Source organism: Natrinema ejinorense (genome assembly GCF_002494345.1).
GTDB lineage: Archaea > Halobacteriota > Halobacteria > Halobacteriales > Natrialbaceae > Natrinema > Natrinema longum.
In genome coordinates, this window is record NZ_NXNI01000001.1 from 2268170 (window position 1) to 2292724 (window position 24555).

The 24555-nt window shown below is 61.6% G+C and carries 19 protein-coding genes; 7 read left to right on the forward strand and 12 right to left on the reverse strand.

Features of this window, described 5'->3' with window-relative positions; translation table 11 throughout:
- Nucleotide 1 precedes the first annotated feature (1 nt).
- A complete protein-coding gene (locus tag CP557_RS11375) occupies nt 2-625 on the reverse strand; it encodes a GvpL/GvpF family gas vesicle protein (RefSeq protein WP_097381614.1) in 624 nt (207 codons plus the stop codon).
- Between the two features lie 363 nt (nt 626-988).
- Between CP557_RS11375 and gvpA the strand changes: the two genes are divergently transcribed.
- From gvpA to gvpO, 3 genes are all read left to right on the forward strand, one after another.
- Nucleotides 989-1273: a gas vesicle protein GvpA gene (gene gvpA, locus CP557_RS11380; RefSeq protein ID WP_097380016.1), complete on the forward strand. Its 285-nt coding sequence runs from the start codon at nt 989-991 to the stop codon at nt 1271-1273.
- Nucleotides 1274-1279: 6 nt separating this feature from the next.
- Nucleotides 1280-2314, forward strand: coding sequence for a gas vesicle protein GvpN (gene gvpN / locus CP557_RS11385; protein WP_097380017.1), 1035 nt, complete (start codon nt 1280-1282; stop codon nt 2312-2314).
- Nucleotides 2315-2393: 79 nt separating this feature from the next.
- The gene (gvpO, locus tag CP557_RS23045) at nt 2394-2939 is read left to right on the forward strand and encodes a gas vesicle protein GvpO, halophile-type (RefSeq protein ID WP_097380018.1); all 546 of its coding nucleotides are present in this window, start codon (nt 2394-2396) and stop codon (nt 2937-2939) included.
- 149 nt (nt 2940-3088) lie between these two features.
- On the opposite strand, the gene CP557_RS11395 is transcribed toward gvpO, so the two are convergent.
- Entirely contained in the window at nt 3089-3970 is an 882-nt protein-coding gene (locus CP557_RS11395; protein ID WP_097380019.1) for a DNA-3-methyladenine glycosylase family protein, read from the reverse strand.
- Nucleotides 3971-4111: 141 nt separating this feature from the next.
- On the opposite strand from CP557_RS11395, the gene CP557_RS11400 reads away from it, so the two are divergent.
- On the forward strand, nt 4112-4585 hold the full coding sequence (locus CP557_RS11400; protein WP_097380020.1) for a DUF555 domain-containing protein: 474 nt from the start codon (nt 4112-4114) through the stop codon (nt 4583-4585).
- A gap of 132 nt (nt 4586-4717) precedes the next feature.
- On the opposite strand, the gene CP557_RS11405 is transcribed toward CP557_RS11400, so the two are convergent.
- The 7 genes from CP557_RS11405 to CP557_RS11435 form a co-directional block, all read right to left on the reverse strand.
- A complete protein-coding gene (locus CP557_RS11405; protein ID WP_097381615.1) occupies nt 4718-4954 on the reverse strand; it encodes a UPF0058 family protein in 237 nt (78 codons plus the stop codon).
- Nucleotides 4955-5243: 289 nt separating this feature from the next.
- Complete coding sequence (locus CP557_RS11410) at nt 5244-5423, reverse strand: DUF7836 family putative zinc-binding protein (protein WP_097380021.1); 180 nt, start codon at nt 5421-5423, stop codon at nt 5244-5246.
- Between the two features lie 109 nt (nt 5424-5532).
- Nucleotides 5533-6519, reverse strand: coding sequence for a transcription initiation factor IIB (locus CP557_RS11415; RefSeq protein WP_097380022.1), 987 nt, complete (start codon nt 6517-6519; stop codon nt 5533-5535).
- A 215-nt stretch (nt 6520-6734) separates the two neighbouring features.
- Entirely contained in the window at nt 6735-7022 is a 288-nt protein-coding gene (locus CP557_RS11420) for a DUF357 domain-containing protein (RefSeq protein ID WP_097380023.1), read from the reverse strand.
- 102 nt (nt 7023-7124) lie between these two features.
- Complete coding sequence (locus tag CP557_RS11425) at nt 7125-9125, reverse strand: DUF7282 domain-containing protein (RefSeq protein ID WP_394340610.1); 2001 nt, start codon at nt 9123-9125, stop codon at nt 7125-7127.
- A 321-nt stretch (nt 9126-9446) separates the two neighbouring features.
- Nucleotides 9447-9758 (reverse strand): hypothetical protein, encoded by a 312-nt coding sequence (locus CP557_RS11430; protein ID WP_097380025.1) that lies wholly within the window; start codon nt 9756-9758, stop codon nt 9447-9449.
- A 55-nt stretch (nt 9759-9813) separates the two neighbouring features.
- Nucleotides 9814-10089, reverse strand: coding sequence for an ArsR/SmtB family transcription factor (locus tag CP557_RS11435; protein WP_097380026.1), 276 nt, complete (start codon nt 10087-10089; stop codon nt 9814-9816).
- 312 nt (nt 10090-10401) lie between these two features.
- Between CP557_RS11435 and grxC the strand changes: the two genes are divergently transcribed.
- Nucleotides 10402-11727 (forward strand): glutaredoxin 3, encoded by a 1326-nt coding sequence (gene grxC, locus CP557_RS11440; protein WP_097380027.1) that lies wholly within the window; start codon nt 10402-10404, stop codon nt 11725-11727.
- Between the two features lie 433 nt (nt 11728-12160).
- Here the strand turns inward: grxC and CP557_RS11445 are convergent, their stop codons facing one another.
- The 3 genes from CP557_RS11445 to CP557_RS11455 all read right to left on the reverse strand — a co-directional run bounded on the left by CP557_RS11445 (nt 12161) and on the right by CP557_RS11455 (nt 19923).
- Nucleotides 12161-15013: a COG1470 family protein gene (locus tag CP557_RS11445; RefSeq protein ID WP_097380028.1), complete on the reverse strand. Its 2853-nt coding sequence runs from the start codon at nt 15011-15013 to the stop codon at nt 12161-12163.
- A 290-nt stretch (nt 15014-15303) separates the two neighbouring features.
- Nucleotides 15304-18390: a surface glycoprotein gene (locus CP557_RS11450; protein ID WP_097380029.1), complete on the reverse strand. Its 3087-nt coding sequence runs from the start codon at nt 18388-18390 to the stop codon at nt 15304-15306.
- Between the two features lie 915 nt (nt 18391-19305).
- A complete protein-coding gene (locus tag CP557_RS11455; protein ID WP_097380030.1) occupies nt 19306-19923 on the reverse strand; it encodes a TetR/AcrR family transcriptional regulator in 618 nt (205 codons plus the stop codon).
- Between the two features lie 268 nt (nt 19924-20191).
- Here CP557_RS11455 and CP557_RS11460 point away from each other — a divergent pair, with 268 nt between their 5' ends.
- Together CP557_RS11460 and CP557_RS11465 are read left to right on the forward strand one after the other, a co-directional pair.
- The gene (locus CP557_RS11460; protein WP_097381616.1) at nt 20192-21805 is read left to right on the forward strand and encodes a COG1361 S-layer family protein; all 1614 of its coding nucleotides are present in this window, start codon (nt 20192-20194) and stop codon (nt 21803-21805) included.
- Nucleotides 21806-21808: 3 nt separating this feature from the next.
- On the forward strand, nt 21809-24346 hold the full coding sequence (locus CP557_RS11465) for an efflux RND transporter permease subunit (protein ID WP_097380031.1): 2538 nt from the start codon (nt 21809-21811) through the stop codon (nt 24344-24346).
- Nucleotides 24347-24555: the final 209 nt, after the last annotated feature.

A 24555-nucleotide genomic window follows, 5' to 3' on the forward strand; every position in this document is an offset into this window, starting at 1 on the left:
GCTATTGCTGGGCTCCGATTTTCACGTCGACGAAGCTGTACGGCGCGAACGGACCCGTGTACTTGACCATGAGCTCGTCGTGCTCGTCCTCGAAGCGGGCGATCGCGTCGTCGAAACGTTCACGGTCGGATTCCGCGACGAGATACGAGCGGTTCAGGACGAGCCGATCACTGAACAGGTCGTTCGCGACTGACTGCGCCGCAATCGGCTCGAGCAGGTCGGCGACCGCCGTCTCGATCGCTTCGGGGTCGACATCGGCGTCTTCCTCGCGCACGAGTTTGAGGCCGAGTTCGATCTTTCCCTCGATGTCGTTCATCGCGCGCCTGAACGCCGGCCTCGCACCGCGCAAGACGTTCTTCAGCGCCCGATCGCTCTCGAAGGCCATGCCGAACTGCATCGGAACGACGGTCGTCCCGCCGTCGTACTCCATGATCTCCCGGAGGACGTCGTCGTGACGCTGGGCGTCCTCGTCCGTCTCTTCTGGATCGGTGGTGTCGATGTCCGAGACGACGGCACCGAGTCGGCGGTGGGAGATCGTGTACACGCGCTCGGCCCCGGCGACGGCCTCCGTCTCGAACTCGACGGTATCGGACGCGACGACGCCGTAGACGTATCGGTTGCTCATCGACGCGCCTCCGTCGACCGCTCGTCGGGCATCCTCGAAATCACTCGCTGACTGTGCATCGAGTTGCATGGAGTTCGATCGGGGATTGGGCGGCTGAATGACATGGGTATACGATAACGGTGCGTCTCGTGACCGACGACTGCCGTGACGACCACTCGAGTATCGTCACAGACGATTCGTCGCGCTGTCGGGTTACCGTAGTGCTTGCAGTCGCAGCCCGCATTCGCAAGGCCGGCCTACCGGCTCCAAAGCAGGGCCTCTCGGCCGGGAACCCTATTTCTCGGCCGATGGAAATCTCGCGGACCGACCGGCTTGCAGTCGCAGTCCAAGTCATGTTACGACGGGCCGGATAACGTCCGTTGCATGGCACAACCACAACGCAGACCCGACTCCTCGAGTCTCGCGGAAGTACTGGACCGCGTCCTCGACAAGGGCGTCGTCATCGACGTCTGGGCGCGAATCTCGGTCGTCGGGATCGAGCTCATAACGATCGAGGCCCGCGTCGTGGTCGCCTCGGTCGACACCTTCCTCCACTACGCGGAGGAAATCGCGAAAATAGAGCAAGCCACCGCCGAGGGTGACCTCGAGGAACTCGAGGAGCTCGAGGTCGAGCCCCGCCCGGAATCGTCCCCGAAATCCGCGGAGTAACTCCCCATGGCTGACGACGCCTCGCGCAAGCGCAAGGTCCGCGGGAAGAAAATCAGGGCCAGCCGCGAGCAGAAGGAAGGCCGCAGAGCGAAGAAAGAGCTCGCGCGATCGGCAGCGAGTGTCGGCGAACTGAACGGTGACAGCCCCCTCGCCGATCCCGAAACGGTCGTGCCCGAGCCGTTCGTCGAGACCGACGCCGTCCGGACCCTCCAAGAGCGGATCACGGGCTGGCTCGAGGCGGATCAGCCGATTCACCTGATCGGGCCGACCGGCTGTGGCAAGACGGCGCTCGCGCTGTCGGCCGCCGCCGAACGCGGTCGTCCGGTCGTCTGGCTCAACGGTGACGAGGCAGTCGACACGGCCGCACTCGTTGGCTCCCACGCCGGCGGCGAACGCTACGAAGAACACGACCAATACGTCGGCGGTGTCGACAAGAAGACCCAGATTGTCCGCGAGCGGTGGGTGGACAACCCGCTGTCCGTCGCCGTCCAGGAGGGCGCGACGCTCGTCTACAACGAGTTCTCGCGCAGCGACCCCGCCGCCCACAACGTCTTGCTGTCGGTGTTCGAGGAGGGCGTTCTGGAGCGACCCGGCAAACGCGGCGAGGACCGGACGATCGACGTCCATCCGGAATTCCGGGCGATCCTCACGTCGAACGACGCCGAGTACGCCGGCGTCCACGAACAACAGGACGCGCTGCTCGACCGGTTCGTCGGCGTCCACGTCGACTACTACGATGCGGAAACCGAACGCGAGATCGTCGCTGCACACGTCGATCTCTCAGCGGACGACATCGCGACCGTCGTCGAAACGACGCGAGCGCTTCGGGACGAATTCGAGATCGTGGTCGGGACCCGTGCCGCGATCACGGCCGCGAAAGGGCTTGCCGTCTTCGACGGCCAGGGCGAACCCCGAGAGGCCGGCGGGTTCGACGACGAGACGCTGACCAACGTCTTCACCGACGTGCTCGCACCGAAGATCGCCGGGGATGGCGAGGGCAACATCGACGAGCTGCGAACGCAAATCGTCGAGACGATCTGAGCGACGCGACGGCGACAGAACCGAACCACACGATCCATCGGCGACCGAATCTAACGACACGAAGCACGAATTCAGACCAATGGCCGAAGCCGACACGCAATCACAGGAGCAGTGCAAGGCCCTCACTACGGACGGCGAGCGCTGCTCGCGGCCGGCCCGAGAGGACGGCTTCTGCTACCAGCACGACGAGAGTGATTCAACAGTGAGCGACAGTCAGGCAGCCCAAGAAGAGGAACAGGCTGACGAACAGGCCGAATCCGGCGACATCGAGGAGCCGCGATCCCGCGGGACGGCTCCCATGACCGCCGAGGAGATGACCGATCCCGACGAGGTCGACGCCGACGTCGATACCGATCGGGAAGAGATCGCCGGCGTGCTCGCGGTCCGACGGACGGTTCAGTCGACGGCGAGCCAGCTCATCGGCCACGAGTTCGACGGCGTCAGCGAAATCTCGCCGACCGACGACGGCTGGCGGTCCGTCGTCGAAGTCGTCGAACGACGAGCCGTTCCCGACACCCAGGACATCATCGGGCGCTACGAGATCGAACTCGACACCGACGCGACCGTCCACGGCTACCGACGAGTCGACCGGTACCGACGGGGCGACACCGCCCAGTTCGAGTGAGCCTGAGTGAGTCGCTCTCGAGGGGACTCGAGTGACAACGGTATCCGGCCTGTCGCTCACTACCGTCCGCTTGATCCATCAGAACGATGATTGTTATCTCGAGTTCGTACGAGTCCGCCCGTCCTCAGCCGCCGGTGCAACAGGGAGACTCAGTTGGCGGTTCGCAAGTGGTGGAAGACGTACGTCTGGGCGTAGCCGGCGTGCTCGTTCCCGAAGCGCTCGCGAAGCGCCCGCGACGTTTCGGCGTAGGAGCCCCGATCGCAGTCCGGATAGTACTCCTCGATCGCGGACTTGATCCAGGTATCCAGCGGCACGGCTTCGTCGAACCCGAGCGAAAAGAGGAGGACGCAATCGGCGACCTTGTCGCCGACGCCGACGAACTGGGTCAGGTACTCCCGAGCCGACTCGTACTCGCGGTCCCGCGCATCGGCCGGATCGGCGTCGCCGCTGGCAACCATCTCGGCGGTCCGGACGACGTAGGGGGCCCGGTAGCCGAGACCGAGCTCGCGGAGGTCGCTTTCGGTCGCGGTCGCGAGTTGCGCCGGCGTCGGGAACGCGCGATAGGTCCGACCGTCGAACGCGACCTCGTCGCCGTACTCGCGGGCCAGCGTCGACACCATCGTGTGAATGCGACCGACTCGCATCTGTGCCGAACAAATAAACGAGATCAACGTCCCGAAGGGTGGATCCTGAACGATTCGCATCCCACGATGGGCCTCGTAAGCCTCCGCGAGCAGTGGATCGTCCGGTCCAGCCGCGACGATCGCCTCGAGATCGTCGTCGAGACCCAACAGCCTGCGCACGGTCGGCTCGGCATCGGTCGTCGACTCCCATTCGAGGCGACCGTCGCGAGTCCGGACCCGGATCACCGCCCCGTCGACGACCGTCGCGTACCACGTCCCGGGGGCCGGCGTATCGGTGTACATATCGCCGTCCTCGCGTCGCCACAGGTAGCTCTGCCCGCTCTCGAGCGTTCGATACAGATCGAGTCCACCGGCGAGTTCGTCGAGTGGGATCGTCCCGGTTGCCATTCGCTTGCCCCTTCGAGGGTGTGGGCTTTTGCCTTTCGGACCGGGCGAGCGAGACGACGCTGTCGATGGTCCACGGGAGCCAGAGCGGGCGTTCAGCCGTTGGGGCGAACCTTCTTACTGGAGGCGATACAATGATTATGTATGAATTGCAGGGTCGTCGTCGAAGCTGCCGTGCCGGTATTCGACGTTGAAACGGAAGACGAAGCGATCCGTATTGCCATTTCGAAGACCGGCGAAATGTTGAACCCTGACCTCAACTACGTCGAAATCAACATGGGAGAGCGGACGTCCCCATCGGGAGAGGAGCTCCCACCAGCGTTTATCGCGGCCGACGAAGCGCTCGTCGCGCTCGAACTGGAGATGACCGTCTTCAACGTCGAGCGGGAGGAGCACGCCTCGCGTATCGCACGCAAAGAGATCGGGCAACGCCTCGAGAACATCCCGCTCGAAGTCACGCAGATCGACATCCTCGAAGACGAAGACGACAACGAAATGGACGAGACCGACGAGTCGTCGGACACCGACCGGACGGAGACGGCTCCCACCCCAGACGCCAGTGACGATGAGTCCGACGACGAGGAAATCCTCCCCGAGTTCGAAGACCTCGTCGAATAATCAGTAACCGTTCGTCTTTCTTGGCACCCGTAGTGTGAGTGAGAAGGGGCTGCCGTTTAGCTCGTGGCTCCGTGTATCGAGCGCAGTCTCGCCAGTTGCCGTATTGATCTATTCGAGGATACGACGAGAATCTCAGTCCGCGGTGGCGGGGACTGCTTCCTGCTCTTCTTCGCGCATGTTCTTCGTGATCCCGCCAGCGAGTGCAAAAACAGCGGCTTTGTGATCGGTTTTCGACTTGTGAATGGATGTCGGCCGGATCCCCTTCGATTCGTACGTTTCGAGGTCGATCTGACAATCGTCCCACTCGGCACACTGATTGGATACCTCCGCAAGAAGGCCGTGAAGGTGAATGAGCTCCTGTTTCTTCATAACCATGCAATCCTATCCACTGCAGGGTTATATTATTATCTTGAGTCGCGTTAACACGCTGTCCCGCTTCACCGGCCGGAGTAGCATCGATCGAAACGATTCGAACGTCCCCCCTACGTGAAGAAAACGGAATCATAACAGCGTGTTACGATCGTATTTACCACAGTAACGAGTTCTTTCAGACATCATCCGACACGCTCCCACCGGGACCGAAACTGTAGGTATTGCGAGAACGACGGGTTGAAAACGCTGCTGCTATCGGAACTGTCCTCGAAATCGATACAGCAGCCTATCCGAGTTGTTTCAGCGTCTGTAGATCACGATCCGTTCGCATGAATTCCGCAGTCCGGCGAGAGGCATGACAGTTCGGGCAGTGAAACATTTCGGCGGCCGCGGGGAGTTCGTCCGGAGACACCTGCCAGTCTTTCGCACACTCTGGACACAACAGTTGGACGGTCGTCTGGTCCATGCCACTCCCTTTCACACGAGACATGAAAAGCTTTGTCGCAGTTCCGTTCGACCGAAAACGCCACCCGCGTTTGCGGACCGACAGATGTCGACGCGACGGTAGTTCTCGTTTACGCGGGTGCAGCCGTGTCCGATGCCTCGAGCAGTTCCTTGTACCGGTTTCGAATAGTGACTTCGGAGATGCTCGCGACTTCGCTGACCTCGTTTTGGGTGACTTTCTCGTTGGTCAAGAGCGCGGCGGCGTACACTGCCGCGGCGGCGAGGCCGACCGGCGACTTGCCACTGTGGACGCCCTCCTGACGGGCCGACTCGAGCAGGTCGCGGGCCATCCGCTCGGTCTCGTCGGAGAGATCGAGGTCGCTGACGAACCGGGGGACGTAGTGTTCGGGGTCGGCCGGCTTGACTTCGAGACCGAGTTCCCGGATGATATAGCGGTACGTACGGGTCAGCTCCATCTTCTCGACGCGGGAGACGGCCGAGATCTCGTCGAGGCTACGCGGGGTACCGGCCTGGCGGGCGGCGGCGTACAGCGACGCGGTTGCGACGCCTTCGATCGAACGGCCCGGTAGCAGATCCTCCTCGAGTGCGCGACGGTAGATGACCGACGCGGTCTCGCGGACGTTCTCGGGGAGCCCGAGCGCGGAGGCCATCCGGTCGATCTCGCCGAGTGCCTGCTTCAGGTTGCGTTCCTTGGAGTCGCGAGTGCGGAATCGCTCGTTCCAGGTGCGCAGGCGCTGCATCTTCTGGCGCTGGCGACTCGAGAGCGAGCGGCCGTAGGCGTCCTTGTCCTGCCAGCCGATGTTCGTCGAGAGCCCCTGGTCGTGCATCATGTTCGTCGTCGGCGCACCGACGCGGGACTTCTCGTCCTTTTCGGCGGCGTCGAACGCACGCCATTCGGGGCCACGATCGATCTCGTCTTCCTCGACGACGAGTCCACAGTCCGTACAGACCGTTTCGGCGTGTTCGTCGTCGGAGATCAGTCGGCCGCCACATTCCGGACAGTGCTCTTGCTCGTCGGTCACCGACGTCGTTTCGTCTTCGGTTTCCGTCTCGGTCTCTCGTTCGTTCGTATAAGTTCGGATGCTCGTATCTGTCATTGTGTCGGGTGGGTTACTCGGGGCTCCCGGGTGGGGTAATCCAGAAGAAACCCGGTCGCCTCGGCTAACATAGGGTAAGGTCGTAAGGCATATAAATGTTTCGCCTACTTTATAAACTAACTGGATTTGCTATTATATAGGTTCCGGTTATATAGTTATTAATCGTTTAGAATGTGCGGGACAGGAGGCGGAATCGATCCGATACGCCGTCCCACTCACTCGACGGTAAAGAGGTGACCGTCCCTCGGCACATCGAACAGTCCGACTCGAGCACCGGCGTCGAGCCACGCGTGCCCGTATGAAAATGACGCCAGTGCGTTGACGAGGTCGTCTTGCTCCCGGAAATGATTGCCGTCCTCCAGATAGGACGCCGCCATCTCGTAGCAGTCGGCGGCTGCGTCAGCCATCGGAGTTCCCTCCGGCGGTGCGACAGTCGCCGCCTCGAGCGCTTCGGTGAGCAGTTCGCCGTAGCGGTTCGTCTTCTCCTCGAGATCGGCGGCCATGGTCGTTCCTCGTCCCTCGAGTCCGTAAGTGCGTCGTCTCCGTCGATTCTCGTCATCGCGGGAACGGTTGGGTTACTGGTGGATTTCGATCCCTCGAATCGCTCAGTCGGCGCGTCGGGCGATCGCTGCTGCGCCGAGCAGGGCGACGAGTGCTGCGGTGATACCGAAGCCGGGCACGCTGTCGCCCGACTCTTCGGCCATCTCGTCGTCGCCATCTTGATCACTCATTTCGTTACTTCCATCTTCGCCGTCCATCGATCCGTCGTCCATGCCGTCCGTATCGTCACCCTCGACCGTGATGCTAGCGGGCGACATGATCGGTCCCCCAGCAGCCGCGTAGGGACCGTCGGCTGCGCCCTCGCTCTCGAGGAAATCGTACGCCTCGTCGGCGTCGGTATCCTGGTGTGCCATCGCGAAGACGTCGTCGTCGGACGTCAGTGGCTCATCCAGCGTGATCTCGACGTCCTCGTGCGTGCCGGGGCCGAGGTAGGCGCTCGTTCCGCGAACGCTGTCGAAGACCGCGCCGTCCGCGAGCGTGCTGTCGTGAACCGTCACGAACCCGCCGTCGTGGAGCGTCACCGATTCGACGGTGATCGTCTCGCCGTTACCCTCCTGATCCATCGCATCGACCGTCGCCGGAACGGTCAGCTTGGCCGTGTCCACGACGGCCTCACCGTTTGCGGTGTACGGGCCGTCGTCCTCGCCCTCGCTCGCGGCGAAGTCGTACGTCTCGTCGCCGTTCGTATCCTGGTGTGCCATCGGCACAACCGTCTGGCTGGCCGTCAGGCGCTCGTCGAACGTGACCTCGACGTTCTCGTGCGTGCCGGCCTCGAGGTACTCGCTCGTGCCGACGACGCTCCCGAAGACGTCTCCCTCGAAGAGACTGGCGTCGTGAACCGTCACGAAGCCGCCCTCGGAGAGATCGACTCGATCGATCGTCATCGTGGTGCCGTCCGACGACTGCGCCGAGGCGGACACGGCGGCCGAGACGGTGACGTCGCCGTCGTCCATCACGATATCGCCGTCAGTCGTGTACGGACCGTCCTCCTCGCCCTCGCTGGCGGGGAAATCGTACTTGTTGTTGTCGTTCGTGTCCTGATGTGCCATTCCGAACAGCGTGTCGTCCTCGTCGAGTTCGTCGTCGAGGTGGACCACGACGTCGCGGTGGAGTCCCGCCTCGAGGTAGGCGCTCGTGCCGCGGATGCTCTCGAAGACCGCGCCGTCTGCGATCGTGCTGTCGTGCATCGTCACGAAGCCGCCCTCGGGGACGAAGATCTCGTCCACGACGACGGAGCTGCCGCCGGTGGATTGGTTCTCGAACGAGACCGCCGCGTCGTCGCTCACCGTCACGCCAGTCGGGGCCATCACCGGGTCGCCGTTGCCGTTCGCGTACGGCCCGTCCTCGGCTCCCTCACTCGTCGCGAAGTCGTACGCTTCGTTGTCGTTCGAATCCCGGTGCGCCATCGGATACACCGTCTCGTCGCCCGTGAGGGGGTCGTCGAGCGTGACGCGGACGTTCTCGTGAACGCCGGCCTCGAGGTAGGTGCTCGTGCCGCGGATGCTCTCGAAGACCGCACCGTCCGCGATGGTGCTGTCGTGAACCGTCACGAAGCCGCCCTCCGCGAGTTCGACGCGATCGACGACGACGCTGTCGCCGGTCGTCGGCTGCTCGCTCATCTCGAGGTCGGCTGAGACGGTGACCTCGGCGTCCGCCATCACGATGTCACCGTCGACGGTGTACGGGCCGTCCGCCTCGCCGTTGCTCGAGACGAACGAGTAGACTCGATCGTCGTCGGAGTCGGTGTGTGCCATTGCGAACAGCGTGTCGTCTTCCGAGAGCGGTTTCTCGAGGTGGACGGTGACGTCCTCGTGCGTGCCGGACTCGAGATACGCGCTCGAGCCGACGACGCTACCGAGCACCGCACCGTCACCCAGCGAGCTGTCGTGGATCGTCACGAAGCCGCCCTCGGGGAGCCGTACTTCGTCGACGACGGTCGACCCGCCTGACGTCTGCCCATCGAACGTGACTGCTGCCTGTCCGTCCTGTGCTATCGCAGGCGACGCATCGGTCGCGCCGGCTGCACCCGCCGTCCCGGCCAGCATCGCGCTGACCAAAACGACGGCTCCCATCAGTACTGCGCTGTATTGGCGCATGGCCTACCCTGCCCGGAGTACTTAAAAAAGGATTTTCCGAACTCGGACCGCACTCCCGTGGGACTCCGACCGGACTTGTACCCAAATTCGACCCAAAACGTCCGTTCGAAGGTGACTGTCTTCTGTAAAATACAACAGCACAAGACATCGGCGCAGGCATCGCACTGTGCAGTCACTACCGTCGTAGTCGTCGGTGAGAGAGCACGAACCGTCGGTATCGGATCCCGAACTATCGCGAAGAATGAAACCAGCAGGAAGCGGTGAGCGCCCTCAGTCGAGCGTGATCCACAGCAGAAAGCTCAGGCCAGCCGTCTGCGCGATGTTGATCGCCATCTGGGTCTGCCAGACGATCATCGGAACCAGCGACTCGTTGTGCCACCACGCCGAGAGATCCGGATCGATCAGGTAGTAGTAGAGAACGAGGGCGTTCTCGAGCAACAGAAACGCCGCGAAGACGAGGAGGCCGAGCGTGTGCTTCGACTTGAACGTCAAGTAGTTGCGGCCCCAAATGTAGCCCAAACCCACCAGTAGCACGACGTTGAGGGCAGTTGCGATCTTCGCAGCGGCGATCCAGAGGCTCATCTATTCCTCCGTTGGAAACGATATGCGATATACTCTTTCCCAAATTCGTCCATAATTACTCCACCTGTTCGATTATCTGCTCGACTGTTTCCCAATGACGGCGCGTGCGATCCGTTGGCAAGTAAATCGCACCGTAATCGTCGCCGCTCTTCGTCACGATATCGTTCTCGAGGAGCACGTCGAGATGATGACGAATCGTCTTGTAATCGAGCTCGAGCGCCTCCGCGAGTTGGTTGGCATTTCGCGGTTGTTCGTCGAGCGCGTTGAGGATGCGGACGCGGTTCGTGCCGCCGCGAGTGCCGGTCAGCACGTACCACAGTGCCGCCTCCATTATCCGGGCCAACTCACTCGACTGTCTTAAACTATGACGTATGGGGAAGCATAACCGCAATCGACGGACGGGGCACGTTTGCCCCGGTTCAGATGTCCGCTGAATCGACAGCCACTGACTACGGACCGCCGCCGTGACATTTCGAACTCCCGTGTGCTCGAATCGGGGACGTCCCACTGGAGTGGATCCCAGTGCTGTCCACTCGAGTGAGCCCTCTCGATCGGGTAGAACGGGGAGCAGGGCCGTCGTCGCAACAGGGAGCACTTGCTGAGAGCGCAAGGGGTTTAGGATACTCTACCCTACACCTGATACATGAGCGACCAGCCACGCGTCGAGATTTATACCAAAACGGACTGTCCCTATTGTGAGAAGGCAAAGGACCTCTTCGACAGCAAAGGCGTCGAGTACGAGACGTACAACGTCACCGGCGACGACGAACGCTTCGAGGAGATGGTCGAGCGCGCGGACGGTCGCCAGACCGCCCCCGAAGTGTTCATCGACGACGAACTGATCGGCGGCTGGGACGACACCGCCGCGCTGAACGAGACGGGCGAACTCGACGAGAAACTCGGCATCGCCACGGAAACCGACGAGGAAATCGTCGAGCATCGAAAACTGATCATCGCCGGCACCGGCATCGCCGGCCTGACCGCCGCCATCTACGCCGGCAGATCGAACAACGAGCCGCTGGTCATCGAGGGCGACGAACCCGGCGGCCAGCTCACCCTGACCACCGACGTCGCCAACTACCCCGGCTTCCCCGAGGGCATCGGCGGTCCGGAGCTGGTCAACAACATGAAAGAACAGGCCACGCAGTTCGGTGCCGACCTGAAAAACGGGGTTATCGAATCGGTCGAGGACTCGAGTCGCCCGTTCCGCGTCGAACTCGCGAACGGCGACGTCTACACCGCTGACGCCGTCATCGCGGCCTCGGGTGCCAGCGCCCGAACCCTCGGTATCCCCGGCGAGGACGAACTCATGGGTTACGGTCTCTCGACGTGTGCGACCTGTGACGGCGCGTTCTTCCGCGGCGAGGATATGCTCGTCGTCGGCGGCGGCGACGCCGCGATGGAGGAAGCGACCTTCCTCACGAAGTTCGCCGATACCGTCTACATCGCCCACCGCCGCGAGGAGTTCCGCGCGGAGGACTACTGGATCGACCGCGTCCACGAGAAGGTCGAAAACGGCGAGATCGAGATCATGAAGAATACCGAGTTGATCGAGATCCACGGCTCCCAGGCGGAGGGCGTCGACCACGTTACTCTCGTCGAAAACGAGCAGGGCCACCCCACCGACCGCCTCGACGACCCCGAAACCGAGGAGTTCGAGTTCGACGTCGGCGCGGTCTTCTTTGCGATCGGTCACACGCCCAACACCGACTATCTCGAGGGCACCGGCGTCGAAACCGACGCTGATGGCTACCTGAAGACTACGGGCGGCGAGGGTGGCGGCCAGACCGAAACCGACGTCCCCGGCATCTTCGGCGCTGGCGACGTCGTCGACTATCACTACCAGCAGGCCGTGACCGCCGCCGGGATGGGGTCGAAAGCCGCACTGGACGCCGACGAATACCTCGAGGACCTCGAGCGAGCCGACTCGAGCGTCGCGGACGCGGAAGCCGCTGCCGCCGACGACTAACTCTTCTCCGCTATCGCCGCTCGCTCGAGCGTGTGGGTCGGGGTTCTACGGTCCGCCGTCGCGTTCCGACGTCACGAGAACTGGGCGGTCCCGAAGGGCGTAGCTCGCGAACGACCATCACACCGGATCGTTCGTCCGGGCCCGTTGGCCGCTCATTCATCGCACGGCACTAGTGGAACCACGCCCATAGTGCGCTCGCAAGACCAACCGGCCTCCATACGGGGGCACCGACGCCACTATCAAGCGCTTCCCGTTTGAGTACCTCCTCGTACACAGCCGCGATCCACGAGCCGCGGACGGACGGCAGAGACCGTGTTTCGAGTCACTTCTCGTCACCGGTCGACTCGATCGAGATACCTGTCGGTGATCGTGTAACGGTCGATAAAAGAAAACCGCGACTATCAGGGCCGGCGTGAGCCGGTAGTGTTACGACTTAGTTCTGACGGCGGAGTGCCAGCATGGCAGCGCCGAGCAGCGCGACGAGAGCGACGCCGACACCGAAGCCGGGCGTCGTGTCGTCGCCGGAGTCGTCAGAGCCGGAGTCGTCAGAGCCGGAGTCATCCGAGCCGGAGTCGTCCGAGCCGGAGTCGTCCGAGCCGGAGTCGTCCGAGCCGGAGTCGTCCTTGCCGGAGTCGTCAGAGCCGGGGTCTTTCTCGACCGTCAGCGTACCGTCCTTCTCGGATTCGCCGTCGACGATCAGTTCCCACTCGTAGTCGCCAGCCGAAGCGTTTTCGAGGAGGGTTGCGTCAACGATCGTCTCGGAGGCACCGCCCTCGAGTTCGACGGTGTCGTTGTACAGTTCGTCGCCGTCGAAGACGAACTGGACGTTCTCGGTGACGGTGTCGTCGTTGGTGTTCTCAGCAGTGACCGTACCGCTCACGTCGTCACCAGGCACGGGTTCGGCCGGGTCGGTGGAGACGTCGTAGTTGAACGGCTGCGGTTCGGTCGCTTCGATGAGAACCGAGTCGATCTCGTTCTCGCCAGCGCCGTTGTTCGCGACAACGTCGCTTGCGCGGAGCGTGAACTCAGTACCGGGCTCGTAGTCACCGAAGTCGTATTCGGCGACGAAGTACCGGTCACCGCCATCGCTCATGACCATACCGTCAGCGGTGTCGGTGAAGGTACCTTCCGCACGGACACGCGTTCGCAGTTCCGTGCCGGGGGCGACGTTCGTGTCACCCTCGATGGTTGCACCATCGGTTGCGGGCACTTCTTCGGCGCTGTCGGTCCACTCGATATCACGCTCTTCGAGCGTGATATTGGTTTCCGAGGAGACTTCGTCGTCCTCGTCGTCGATGTACGGGTTGTCCTCAGTGATCGTGAGGTTCGCGGTGTAATCCTCGTCGTCCCACATGAGGTTGTTACCAGCGTCCTCAACGACGAGGATGAGCTGGCTGCCGTTGTAATCGTCACCGTTGACCGCAACGACGTTGAGCTGGTCAGCGTCGTCAGCGGCCGTGAGGTTCAGGACCTGTGGGTCCCGGTTCGTACCGGGTTCTGCCTGCTCCATCTCGAAGGAAACGCCTGCGTTGGCGAGTTCTTCGGTGACGTCGTCGCCGTTCTCCGTATTGGCGAAGACACCAGTCATGCCGAGATCCTCGACCGTCACGAGGAGGTGGTCCTCCTGTGCGATGGTCGACGTCTGCGTGACCGTCGTGTCGTCGTCCTCGAAGTCTTCGAGGTTGTCTACGGAGTCACTGTTCGGTGCGGTGTGAGCCGCGAGCGCGCCGGGTTCGGCTCGCTCGTTGAGGTACAGGAAGCCGGTGTCCTGCTCGTCGTCGATCTCGCCGTGGTTGTCTTCAGGGGTGGACTCCCAGTCGTTACCGATGTTGACCAGGTATTCACCGTCGCCGAGACGTTCGCCGAGCGGACCGTCACCGTCTTCGGTAACGTTCGTGTAAGCGACCTCAACGTCGACGTCGTCGATGACGTCGCCTGCGTCCTCACCTTCGAGGTAGATCGGGTTGAAGACGTTCGCTTCGTCCTCGGTGGTACCAGCGATGTACGTGTTCATCGAGATACCGAACTGATCCTCGTCGTAGTCCGAGGAGTCGATATCGAGGCCGATTTCGTAGTTGTTCTCTTCGTGGTCACCGACCTGCATGACGCTGCTGTCGGTTCCGTCAGTGTCGATCGGGATGACAACGTTGTCACCCTGTGCGCCTGTTGGGTTGCCGTCGATCGAGCGGTCGGCACCGTCGCTTTCGGTGACGTTGACCGTATCCGAGGCTTCGGCGGTCGTGTCCGTCACCTCGAAGTCGAAGGTGTATTCGTCCGCGTCGATGTTCGTGAAGTTCGTCTCGTAGGTGTCGTCCTCGACGTCCTCGAGCGTGACGATCTCGTCATCGTCGTACGTCTCCGAGATGTCGAAGTCGTCTCCGAAGATGTGCTCGAGTTCCTCGACGTCGAGACCGTCGGCGGAGACGTTGATGTTGTAGGCAGCACGCCGGGACTCGAACTCGAGTTCGAAGTCGTCGGTCGTGTCGTCGACACTGTCAGCCTCGAATTCGGCGGTGTCGAACTCCTGGACCAGGATGTCGAACATGTTGTCCCGGTCGTCGATGAAGTACTGACCCGTCTCCTCGCCGCTGGTGTCGAAGGTGATGTAGCCGTCCTCGTCAGCAGTCAGCTGGTTTGCTGGGTCGGAGGAGCTGTCACCAGTGCTCTTTCGGAGCACGACGGTGTCGCCAGCCTCGAAGCCGCCAACGCGGACTTCCTGGCCGCTCCAGACGAGGTCACCAGCGAGGTCGGACGTGTCGTCGAAGGACACGTCAGCCTCGTCGGAGTCCTCCTCGTCGGAGTCGTCTCCATCGTCGCCGTCGTCGCCGTCGCTGCTGTCGACGGTGATCGTGACGGTCGCGTCATCGCTCGAGTCCGGCGTCACGAAGCCGGTTGCAGCGATGTCGTAGTCTCCGTCAGCAGCGTTGTCGTCAACGGTAACCGTAGCGGAGACCTCGTAGGACTCGCCAGCGGCGACCGTTTCGGACGTGCTGAGCCACGACTGGGAACCGCTCTGCCAGTCGCTACTGTCAGACGTCACGTCCCAATCGGAGGGAAGCTCGCTCAGTTCGATACCAGTTGCCGTTCCATCCTCATCCCCAGTATTCTCCAGGGTATAGGTAATCTCTACTTCTTCGCCAGGGGCCACAGTCGCATCATCGACTGACGCGTCGAGAGATGCGTTCGCGCCCGACTCCTGTGCCGAAACCGGCACAGCAGCGAACACGGATAGCACCATCATCAGCGACAGTGTGATCCCAATAAGTTGTTTTCTTGTAGTTGTCATGCTACTCCAGACGTTGGTTGCGCACCATCTATTAAATGCTTTGTGTTCCCCTGTTATGTTTATAAATAGATCATTCACCGAGTGGTAGAGAGGTATTAATGGCTGGTGTAGACGCACAGTATAGCGCCTCTTAGTAACAGTTGTGGAAAGCAAAGGAGTAATAACGTATTTCGAACGCCAATATGTATTCGCCGGAGTGAATAGCAATTCACTTATAAGTAATCGTTCAGCGGACGTCAAAAAATAAGCTACATTTCAATTCGCGAGCCGACTGGAGAGTCTGAGCGAATTCAGACTTCCTGGTCGGTGTTGTACGCCTGAAGGACGGTCAGCACTTCGGTCGTGCCGATATCGCCGTTGTTGTTGTCCTGAATTGCGGTAAGGACTTCGTTGATATCGATCTGGCCGTTATCGTTCGTGTCGTACTGCGACACGTCGAAGTCGTTATTGCCGTCGTTTTCAGTGACAGTCAGCGTAGCAGTCTGGTCGTTGAGCGACGTCGAGACGCCGTGCTCGTAGTCACCAGCTTCGGCGTCGACGGTGTACTCGAACTCGACCGTGGTACTCTCTCCAGCATCGATCGTGACATCGGTGGAGTCCACGACTGCACCGTCGAACATGTAGTCGACCGTGTTGGTGGCACTCTCGGCACCGGTGTTAGTGACGTTTGCCGTCACCGTGATCGTGTCACCCTGGGCTGCGTCCGCAGGTGCAGCCAGGTCGGAGACCGCGAAGCCTTCGGGGGCCTCGACACCCTCGATCACGATGTCAGCGTTGGTCGTCCCGAGCGGGAGGTTCTCGTCGATCGTGTAACCAGTCTGTTCATTGAACGTCGCTTCAGTACGGTAGTCCATACCGGTTCGGAGGTCCGTGAACGCGTACGAACCAGTGGCACCAGTTTCACGCTGGCCAACGAGGTCGTACTCCTGGCTGGTTACGTTCCAGACGTAGAGTTCGACGTTTGCACCGGGGATGTTGTTGTCTTCTGCGTCAACAACGTCGCCAGTGATCTGACCGACACCGAAGACTTCGACTTCGGCGTTCTGGTTCTCGTCGGTGGTGAACTCCGTGTCTTCGGAGTTCTCGGTAGTGGCGTTGATGTCAGTGACGCCCGTGTTCGGGCCACTGACGAACGTCGTCATCGCCGTACCGTTATCGTCGGTCGTGAGGTTGGTAGCGTCGAGTGCACCGACGGTACCGTCGTTGGTGGTAAGCTCAACGTCCTGACCCGGAGCGGGGCTCCACTCGTCGTCGCCGGTCTGTGGGTTGCGCTCGGTCACGACCTGAACGTTGGTCGTGTCGTCGAGCGGCAGAGAGGTCGCGTTCACCCATTCGCCATCCTCTTCGACGTACACGTTCGTACGGTAGTCGAAGACGACGTCTTCCTGGAAGATAGCGACGTCTTGGGTCACCTGGTCGTTCGCAGCGCCAGTGTTCAGGTTCTGGTCCGTACCAGCGACGAACTGACCGGCTGCCTCAGAGGACAGGTTGATCTGGTCGTACTGGTCGTTGTAGGACACGTAGAGGTTGAACTCCGTCTGCTCACCGGCGAGACCGCTGACGACGTAAGCGCCGTCCTCGTTGGTCTCGGCGGTCAGGAAGGAGTCTCCCTCATCGTTAACGAAGGTGTCGTTGATGTAATCGTAGGACTGGTCGACCTGTCCGTCGTAGGCGACCCAGACGTTAGCGTCTTCGATCGGCTCCTGGGTTTCGCCGTCGCGGATCTCACCGGTGACGACTTCGTCGCCCTCGAGGACGTACGTGACGTTAGCTGCAGCACTCGCGTCGTCTGCAGTGGCGTCATCGTCGAGGCCGGAAACTGCTTCGCCGTCGATGAGGTTTTTGACGATCGGCTGGATGTCTCCGGCGCCGTCCGTCATGTTGCTCTCGTTGGCGTAGTCAGCACTCACTTCGAACGTTTCGTACGACCAGTTGCCCGTCGCGGCATTGTCGTCGATGTTGCCTTCGGGGCTGTCGGGCGTGATCGTGACGGTCAGGTCCTGCGTGGAGTTACCCTGTTCATCGAGGAAGGTCGCGATGTCGAAGGTACCTGCAGCCACGGGATCGATTTCAGCAGTGCTGAGGTCGACCGTAACGTCGCGGTTCACAGCGCGGTTGTCGTCGTTCTGCGTCTGCGAGTAGACGACGTACGTCTGCGTGTTGTCGAGCTCCCCGTCTGCGAGAAGCGTCGTTTCGTTACTGACGATTTCCTGCTCTTCTTCGTCGAAGACGCCAATGCCGATCTCCTGTGGCGCTTCGTCGCTCTCGAGTTCGACTTCGACGCTGTCACCAGTTTGACCCGGCGTGTAGAGCGAAGCCGTACGGGTGTTCGAGACGAGGAGGGCGCTCCCTTCAGCTTCAACGACGTAGTCGTACGAGTCTGCCTGCGAAGGACCAACAGCGAGGCCCTCGAAGCGGACGAATCCGTCGTCGTTAGTCGTGAGAGAGTCGAGCGGAACTGCAGTGGACGGGTCCGTGTTGTACTCGTCAGCATCGTAGATGTTGACGGTAGTATCCGCGACGGGTTCACGGGTGTCAGCATTGATGACGTCAGTGCTCACGGTCCCCTTGTCGTCCGTTGCGATCGTCAGGTCTACTCCAGCGTTGGAGTTGGCCGTGGCGACACCGTGACCGTAGTTGTCGTTGGAGTCAGTAGTAGCGCCACTGAAGACGGTATCGTCTCCCGTGTTCGGCGTGAACTCAACGTTCGCCTCTTCGCCAGGCGAGATCACAACGTTGGTCTGGCTGTCCTTCTCGTCAGTTCCGTCGAAGGCAAGGGTACCTGCCCCGTTTCCGACACCAGTCACGTGGTAGGAGACCGTCTGATCTCCTGCGAGGTCACCGGTGTTCTCGATCGTTGCGTTGACCGTGATGTCCGCACCGTACGGTGCGTACGGTGGTGCATCGATGTTCGAAACCTGATAGTTGGCTGGGTCGACGGTCAGCTCGTCGACGTTCTCGACGTCGGACCAGTCAGCTGTAGCAAGGCTGCCACCATCGGCTGGTTCGGCAGTCGCACTCGAGCTACCCGAAACCGCGTAGACGTTGTAGCTGTCTGCAGCGAGACTAGTGATGTCTACGCTTTCGAAGGTGGTTTCGCCGGAGCTATCTGCCGATGCGCTGGCGTAGAGGTCGGTACCAGCGTCGTAAGTGGCGTCGGCACTCACCACGTATGCTACGTTCGAGTCACCCGCATCGTGAGTGACCGTAATATCCGATTCGCCTGAGGCTGTATCGTCCGAATTAACCGCGGTCGCTGCCGCCGCCGCCCCGCCCGCAAACGCTGCGGACATGGCGACAACGGACAGTACCATCATCACGGTCAGGAACACTGCGCGTCCCTTCTCGCGATAGGTTGGTTTGTCGTTTCTTGTCATATGTTATGTTAGTTGGGTTGCTTCTCCTGAGTGGCCACGCTTGCGTTCCGATCGTGAGTCCGGGTAATCGAACGTTGAATGCGGTCCGAAAGACGCCGTCCGATCCTACTAGCTTGCATGACCATGGGTAGGGGTACGGACGATATTTCATAGGCGTGTCTTAAATACTTTGTTGTACGTCACGACAGATGAGTATACTCTATGACATACAGGAACAGTCGTGTGTCTCTTATTATGGCGGGTATAATATCTCCGATTATGCCCGCATCAAACCGTTCAACCCGCTACTTGGCCGAAATCGACACCCGGATCAGACCTATGTCACGAATTCGGTAGGAAATACTTATTTAGAGGTCTGATACGGATTGTATAATTATCGAGACTGTCGGTATCACTATTATGACTACTGAAAAAGAGTTAGTAGAGTACGGTAAGACGGTATTACAACCGCGATCTGCACCGCTCGAGCGGAGATCCCTCCAGGTGGGGGTCGTGTACCCACGTCCCATACGGAGGAACGGGGATTTCGGGAAGCAGTAATTGTGCCGAGTTGACACAATTACTCCGATGACAAGAAACGATGGTTGGCTGCACCGAAAGTCGGATGGTTGGTGATACACACCCTGGTACCCCTACCCACAGGGCGGGATCGATCGAGTGTGGGTGAGCAGGGTGAGATCCCATCCGTCCCCGCCATCGGAGGCTATCGACTCGCCGCTTATCAACTTGTCTTATGTCCAATGTTGACTATCATAGGTTGCAACTGGATCGATAGCGAGAGTAATACCGTACCTGAAACTGGCGGCGAGGCCGTTGCCGAGTACTGCCGGTGCTGGTCCTCAGCTGGGTGATTCCCACGATCGGGGACGGCTACCGGTCCCGTGTTCCTCGGCAACCGATCCGGGAAAGAGCTGCTTACTCATCGGAGACCGTCTTCGCGTACACGCGCGTCCGAAGATAATAGCTTAGTTCATCGTGAATTCCTCCGAGCCAGTCATCGTCCTCCGTACTCGAGCGGCGCAACACCGTCCCGAGAACCGTCGTCTGGATCGTCTCGGCGACGGCCTCCGGATCACACTCGCGGAAGGCCCCGTCGTCGATACCCGCCTGAAGGATCGCCGTGATCGACTCGCTGAACAGCCGATCGCTCCGGGTGAAGTGTTCTCGATAGGCCGGGTCGTGGACCGCCTGGCTCCGGAGTTCGAGGATCGTCGTCACGAACGCTCCCCACTCCTCTTCTTGGTCCACCGTGAACCACCACTCGAGGAGTTCCTCGAGTCGCGCCCGTGGCTCGTCGACGCCGCCTTGCCCGAGTTCGTCCTGGAAGTACTCGAGGAGGTACTCCAGGCACGCGAGTACCAGCGCGTCCTTGTCCTCGTAGTGGTGGTAGATCAGCGACGGGCTCCGGTCGAGTTCCTCGCCGATCGTCTGTATCGTCAGCCCGGCGTAACCGTGGTCCCTGAGACTGCGATAGGTCGCTGCCAGGATCTCTTCGCGGGTATCCGCCGGGTCGTCGAACACGTCGATCGTCACGGCGGGCCACCTCTGAACCGCGTCGGTCCGCCCGACTGTCCCCGGGCGAGTCTCGACGGCGCGACCAGATCGAAGGGTTGCATCTAGTGACAGCACAGCGTCGGACACCATAACCGGTTTGATTGAACGTTCATTCAAAAGAGTTATAGCCTGCCCCTCCCGGACATCTGACAATGAGCGAAAGTAACACCGCCGAACATGTATCGGGGGCGACGCCGTCGCCGCGCGACGCGTCACCCGCTCGCGACACACCCACTAGGTGGTTCCCGTGAGCCGCCGTCGGCGTCTCGCCCTGGCCCTCGCTGCGATCACCGTCGTCGGATTCCTCGCCCCGCTTGGCGCGACCGCAACGCTGGCACAACAGGCACCACAGCAGTCCGGCAACGATTTGACCCGCGGTGAACCGGAACTCGAGGTCGTCAACTCGAACCCCGAAGTGACGCCGGGTACCGAGACGACCCTCGAAGTCAAGATCAAAAACGACGGAGATCTCAAAACCGGCTCACAGGCCGATCTGGTCCTGACGGCCCGCGGCGTCACCGCCGAGATCGAGGACGCCGGTCCCTTCGAATCCGGCTCCGGCGAGGTCGCCGTCGGTCCGATCCAGGACGGGACGATCGCGACTGCGCCGCTCGAACTCGAGGTTCCCGAGGACGTCGAGCCCGGCAAATACGAAGTCGACGTTAAAGTTAGGTACGCCTACACGAACCGCGTGTCGGAGTCCCAACAGCGGTTCACGACGACGGAAACGCTCGAGCTAGATGTCGTCGTTCCCGACGAACCACGGTTTTCGATCTCGAACGTCGAGACCGACGTCGCGCCCGGCGAAAACGGCGATATGACGCTCGAGATCGAAAACACGGGAACGGAACCCGCGAACGAAACCCGCGTCTCCGTGACCGGGTTCGGTGGCGTGACGATCGATGGCGGGGCAAGCGAGAACGCCATCGGCGATCTCGCGCCCAACGAGTCGACGACGACGACGGTCAAGGCGGCAATCGCCGACTCGACGAGTGAGACGGCCAAGTCGGTCGAGGCGATGTTCACGTACGAAGACGGGTCGGGAATCGAGCGGACGTCACCCCCCACCCGATCGACGTTTACGCCCGCGGGCGAGCAGTCGTTTTCGATTCGAACGCTCGAGGACACCCTCTCGGTCGGTTACGAGGGAGAGGTGACCGGCGAAGTCGTCAACGACGGGCCACAACCCGTCGACGACGCAGTGCTGATCGTCGAGCCGATGAGCGATTCGCTGTTCGTCGAGGATACCCGCTACGCGCTGCCCGAACTGAAATCGGGTGAAGCCGCGACGTTCCGTTATCCGACCGACGTCAGCGGAGAGGCCGACGCAGGTGCACGACAGCTTCGGTTTACCGTCGAATACACCGGGAGCGGCGATACGATGCTCCAGGACGGTCCGATCTCCGAGCGAGTCGTCGTCGACGAGCGCACCGACGAGTTCTCGATCAGCGACGACGGCGTCTCCGTCCGCCAGGGCGAAACCGGCGATCTCGTACTCGAGATCACGAACGAGCGCGCGGAGACGCTGTCGAACATCGACGCCAGACTCTACACCGAAGGTGATCTCGACGCCCCCGACGACGAGGCCTTTGTCGACGAACTCGAGCCCGGCGAGTCGGCGGAGCTACCGTTCGAAGTCTCGGCGGGGGACGGTGCACGCGTCGAGACCCACCCCGTCGAACTCGACTTCGAGTACGAAACCGAGCGCGGGGAGACGGTCCTCTCGGACGTCTACCAGCATCCCATCGAGGTCGAGCCCGGCGAGGACGACGGGGGTGGCTTCCCGTCGACTATCGTCGGAATCGCGGGTGCACTCGCCGTCACCGGACTCGGCGTCGGCCTCTGGTTGCGACGGAGCTAACGGATGAGGGACCTCGAGAAACGCCCTGAAGGTAGCGATTCGAGTGGGGACGGTCTCGATCTCGCCGATCGAGTCAACACGTTGATCACCGACCACCCCTGGCGGATCGTCCTCGCGTTCGTCGTGGTGACCGGCCTGTTCATCGGTGGCATCGGAGGCGGTGGCGAGCAAGAAGCCGGCACCGACCAGTTCACCGAGGGTCTAGAGGAACAGGAAGCCCTCGAGGACATGCAGGACGACTTCGAACGCGGGGGTCGTGACGACGGCGGATCGTCCGCGAGCTTGTTTATCACTGACGACCACAACACCCTCTCGAAGCCGAGTCTGCTTCGGATGCTCGAGTTTCAGGAGCGTGCGGAAAACGAGGACGGGCTCCGGATCGTCTCCTCGACGAGTCCGGCCTCGCTCGTCGCGCAGCAACTCGATCCGGAGGCCGACACGGCCGAAACACAGCGACGTGCCATCGAGCGGGCCTCCCAGGGAGAACTGGAGGCGGCGATCGCAGACGCCGACGAGAGTAGGGGGCTGCCGGTAAGCACGGACTTTACTCGTGAGTCGGCACAGGCGGACGTCGCTCAGATCGCCGTCACATACGATACGCCGCCGAACGCGGACGATTCCGACAAGGCCGAACTACAGACGCGAACGGCCGAACTGGCCGGCGAGATCGACGGCTACGAGACGGGCCAGAACGTCGAGGTCTTCGGCAACGCGCTCATCCAGGAAGAGACGGTGCAGTTGCTCGGAGACACCGCGATCGTCGTGTTCCCGGCGGCGCTCGTGTTGATCATGTTCTTCCTGCTCGTCGCCTACCGCGACCCGATCGACCTCTCGCTTGGGTTGCTGGCGCTGGTGATGACGCTGATCTGGACGTTCGGGTTCATGGGGTACGCGGGGATCCCGTTCTCGGATTCGCTCGTCACGGTCTTTCCGCTGTTGCTCGCCGTCGGAATCGACTTCGGGATTCACATCATCAACCGGTATCGAGAGGAACGAGCGGCGGGAGCGGCGATCGGCGACGCGATGGGCATCACGACGCGCCAGCTTTCCGGTGCGTTCCTGATCGTCACGATCACGACCGTCATCGGATTCGCCGCGAACCTGACGAGTTCGCTCTCCCAGCTGCGTGACTTCGGTATCGTCGCCGCCGTCGGTATCATCTTCACGTTCCTCATCTTCGGGGTCTTCCTGCCGGCCGGGAAGGTCGGGCTGGATCGACTTCGGGAGGGAACGCGAATCCCGAACTTCGGATCTGCGCCGCTCGGAAACGAGGACTCGGTTCTCGGGTACGTCCTTCCCGTGGGAGCGAAGCTCGCACGGATTGCGCCCGCCGTCGTGCTCGTGAGCGCGCTCGTCTTCGGTGGGGCAGCGGCAGCCTACGGGACGGGCGTGGATACGGAGTTCTCACAGGAGGCGTTCTTCCCGGACGAGGACCGGATCGCCCAGTACGAACGGCTTCCCGAGCCGTTCGCACCCAGCGATTACACGTTCATGGCCGTCCTCGACTACCTCGAGGAGGATTTCGATCAGGGATTCGTGGGGTCGGTCACCGTCTACATCGACGATCCGGACGTCAGATCGGACAGTGCGTTTCGGGACGTCGACCGTGCGATCAGGGACCCCCCCGACGCGTTCAAGGAAACCGACCGCCGCGCGGAAGCCGATAGCATGATCAGCGCGATGGAGCAACGCAAGGAGACCGATCCCGAGTTCGCGGCGACAGTCCGTCGGACCGATTCGAACGGTGACGGACTTCCGGACCGGGACGTCGACCGGGTCTACGACGAACTGCTCGAGGAAGACGCGGCTCGCCAGTACGTCACGAGCGACCGGAGCGCGACCCGCATCGTGTATCAGGTAGACGTCGACGCGGACCAGACGGAGGCGACGAACGCCGCCGAAGCGGTCGCGGACGAAATGAAGATGGACGCGACGGCGACGGGCAGTCTGGTGGTCAACCAGGCCCTCATCGACCGCATCAGCGACTCGGCGATCAGGAGTCTGGTCGTCGCGTTCATCCTCACCGCCGTCTTCCTGATGCTGTCCTACTGGTGGCTCGAGGGACGGATGATCTACGGCGTGATCAACCTCGTGCCGGTCCTCGTGACCGTCGCGATGCTGGCGGGGTCGATGCGGCTCTTCGACGTTCCGCTCTCCCCGTTCAATGCACCCATTCTGTCGGTCTCGATCGGGCTTGGCGTCGACTACACCGTCCACTTCATGCATCGGTTCGTCGACGAGTACGAGCGAGGAGCCGACGTTCACGATGCGCTCGCGGTGACCGTCCGCGGAACGGCCGGTGCCCTGACCGGCAGTATGCTCACGACCGTCTGTGGGCTCGGCGTGTTGTATCTCGCTTTGATCCCGCTGATCATGGAGTTCGGGCTCCTGCTCGCGCTTGGGGTCTTCTACGCCTACCTCACGTCGCTCCTCTTGCTTCCGTCGACGATCGTCGTCTGGGACCGCCTCGAGCGGCGATTCGGGACGATCGGTGACCTGCAGTGGCGGGAATCGGCTCGCGCCTTGACCGGACGGAAGTAGCGTCTCTCGAACCGGCGTCACACGCCGGTTTCCCGCGTGCCGATCTCGTCGGATCGCTGCAAGCCAGTCTCGATTCCCATGACAGTCGACTGGCGATCGCAGTCAGGACGTCAGCAGTTCGGGCTCCTGCCTGCCGTGAGTTACACGGAAGGTCGGTCCGCTCGGGTTCCCCATGTCGCGTATCGTAGATACCGCGTGAACGGAACGCG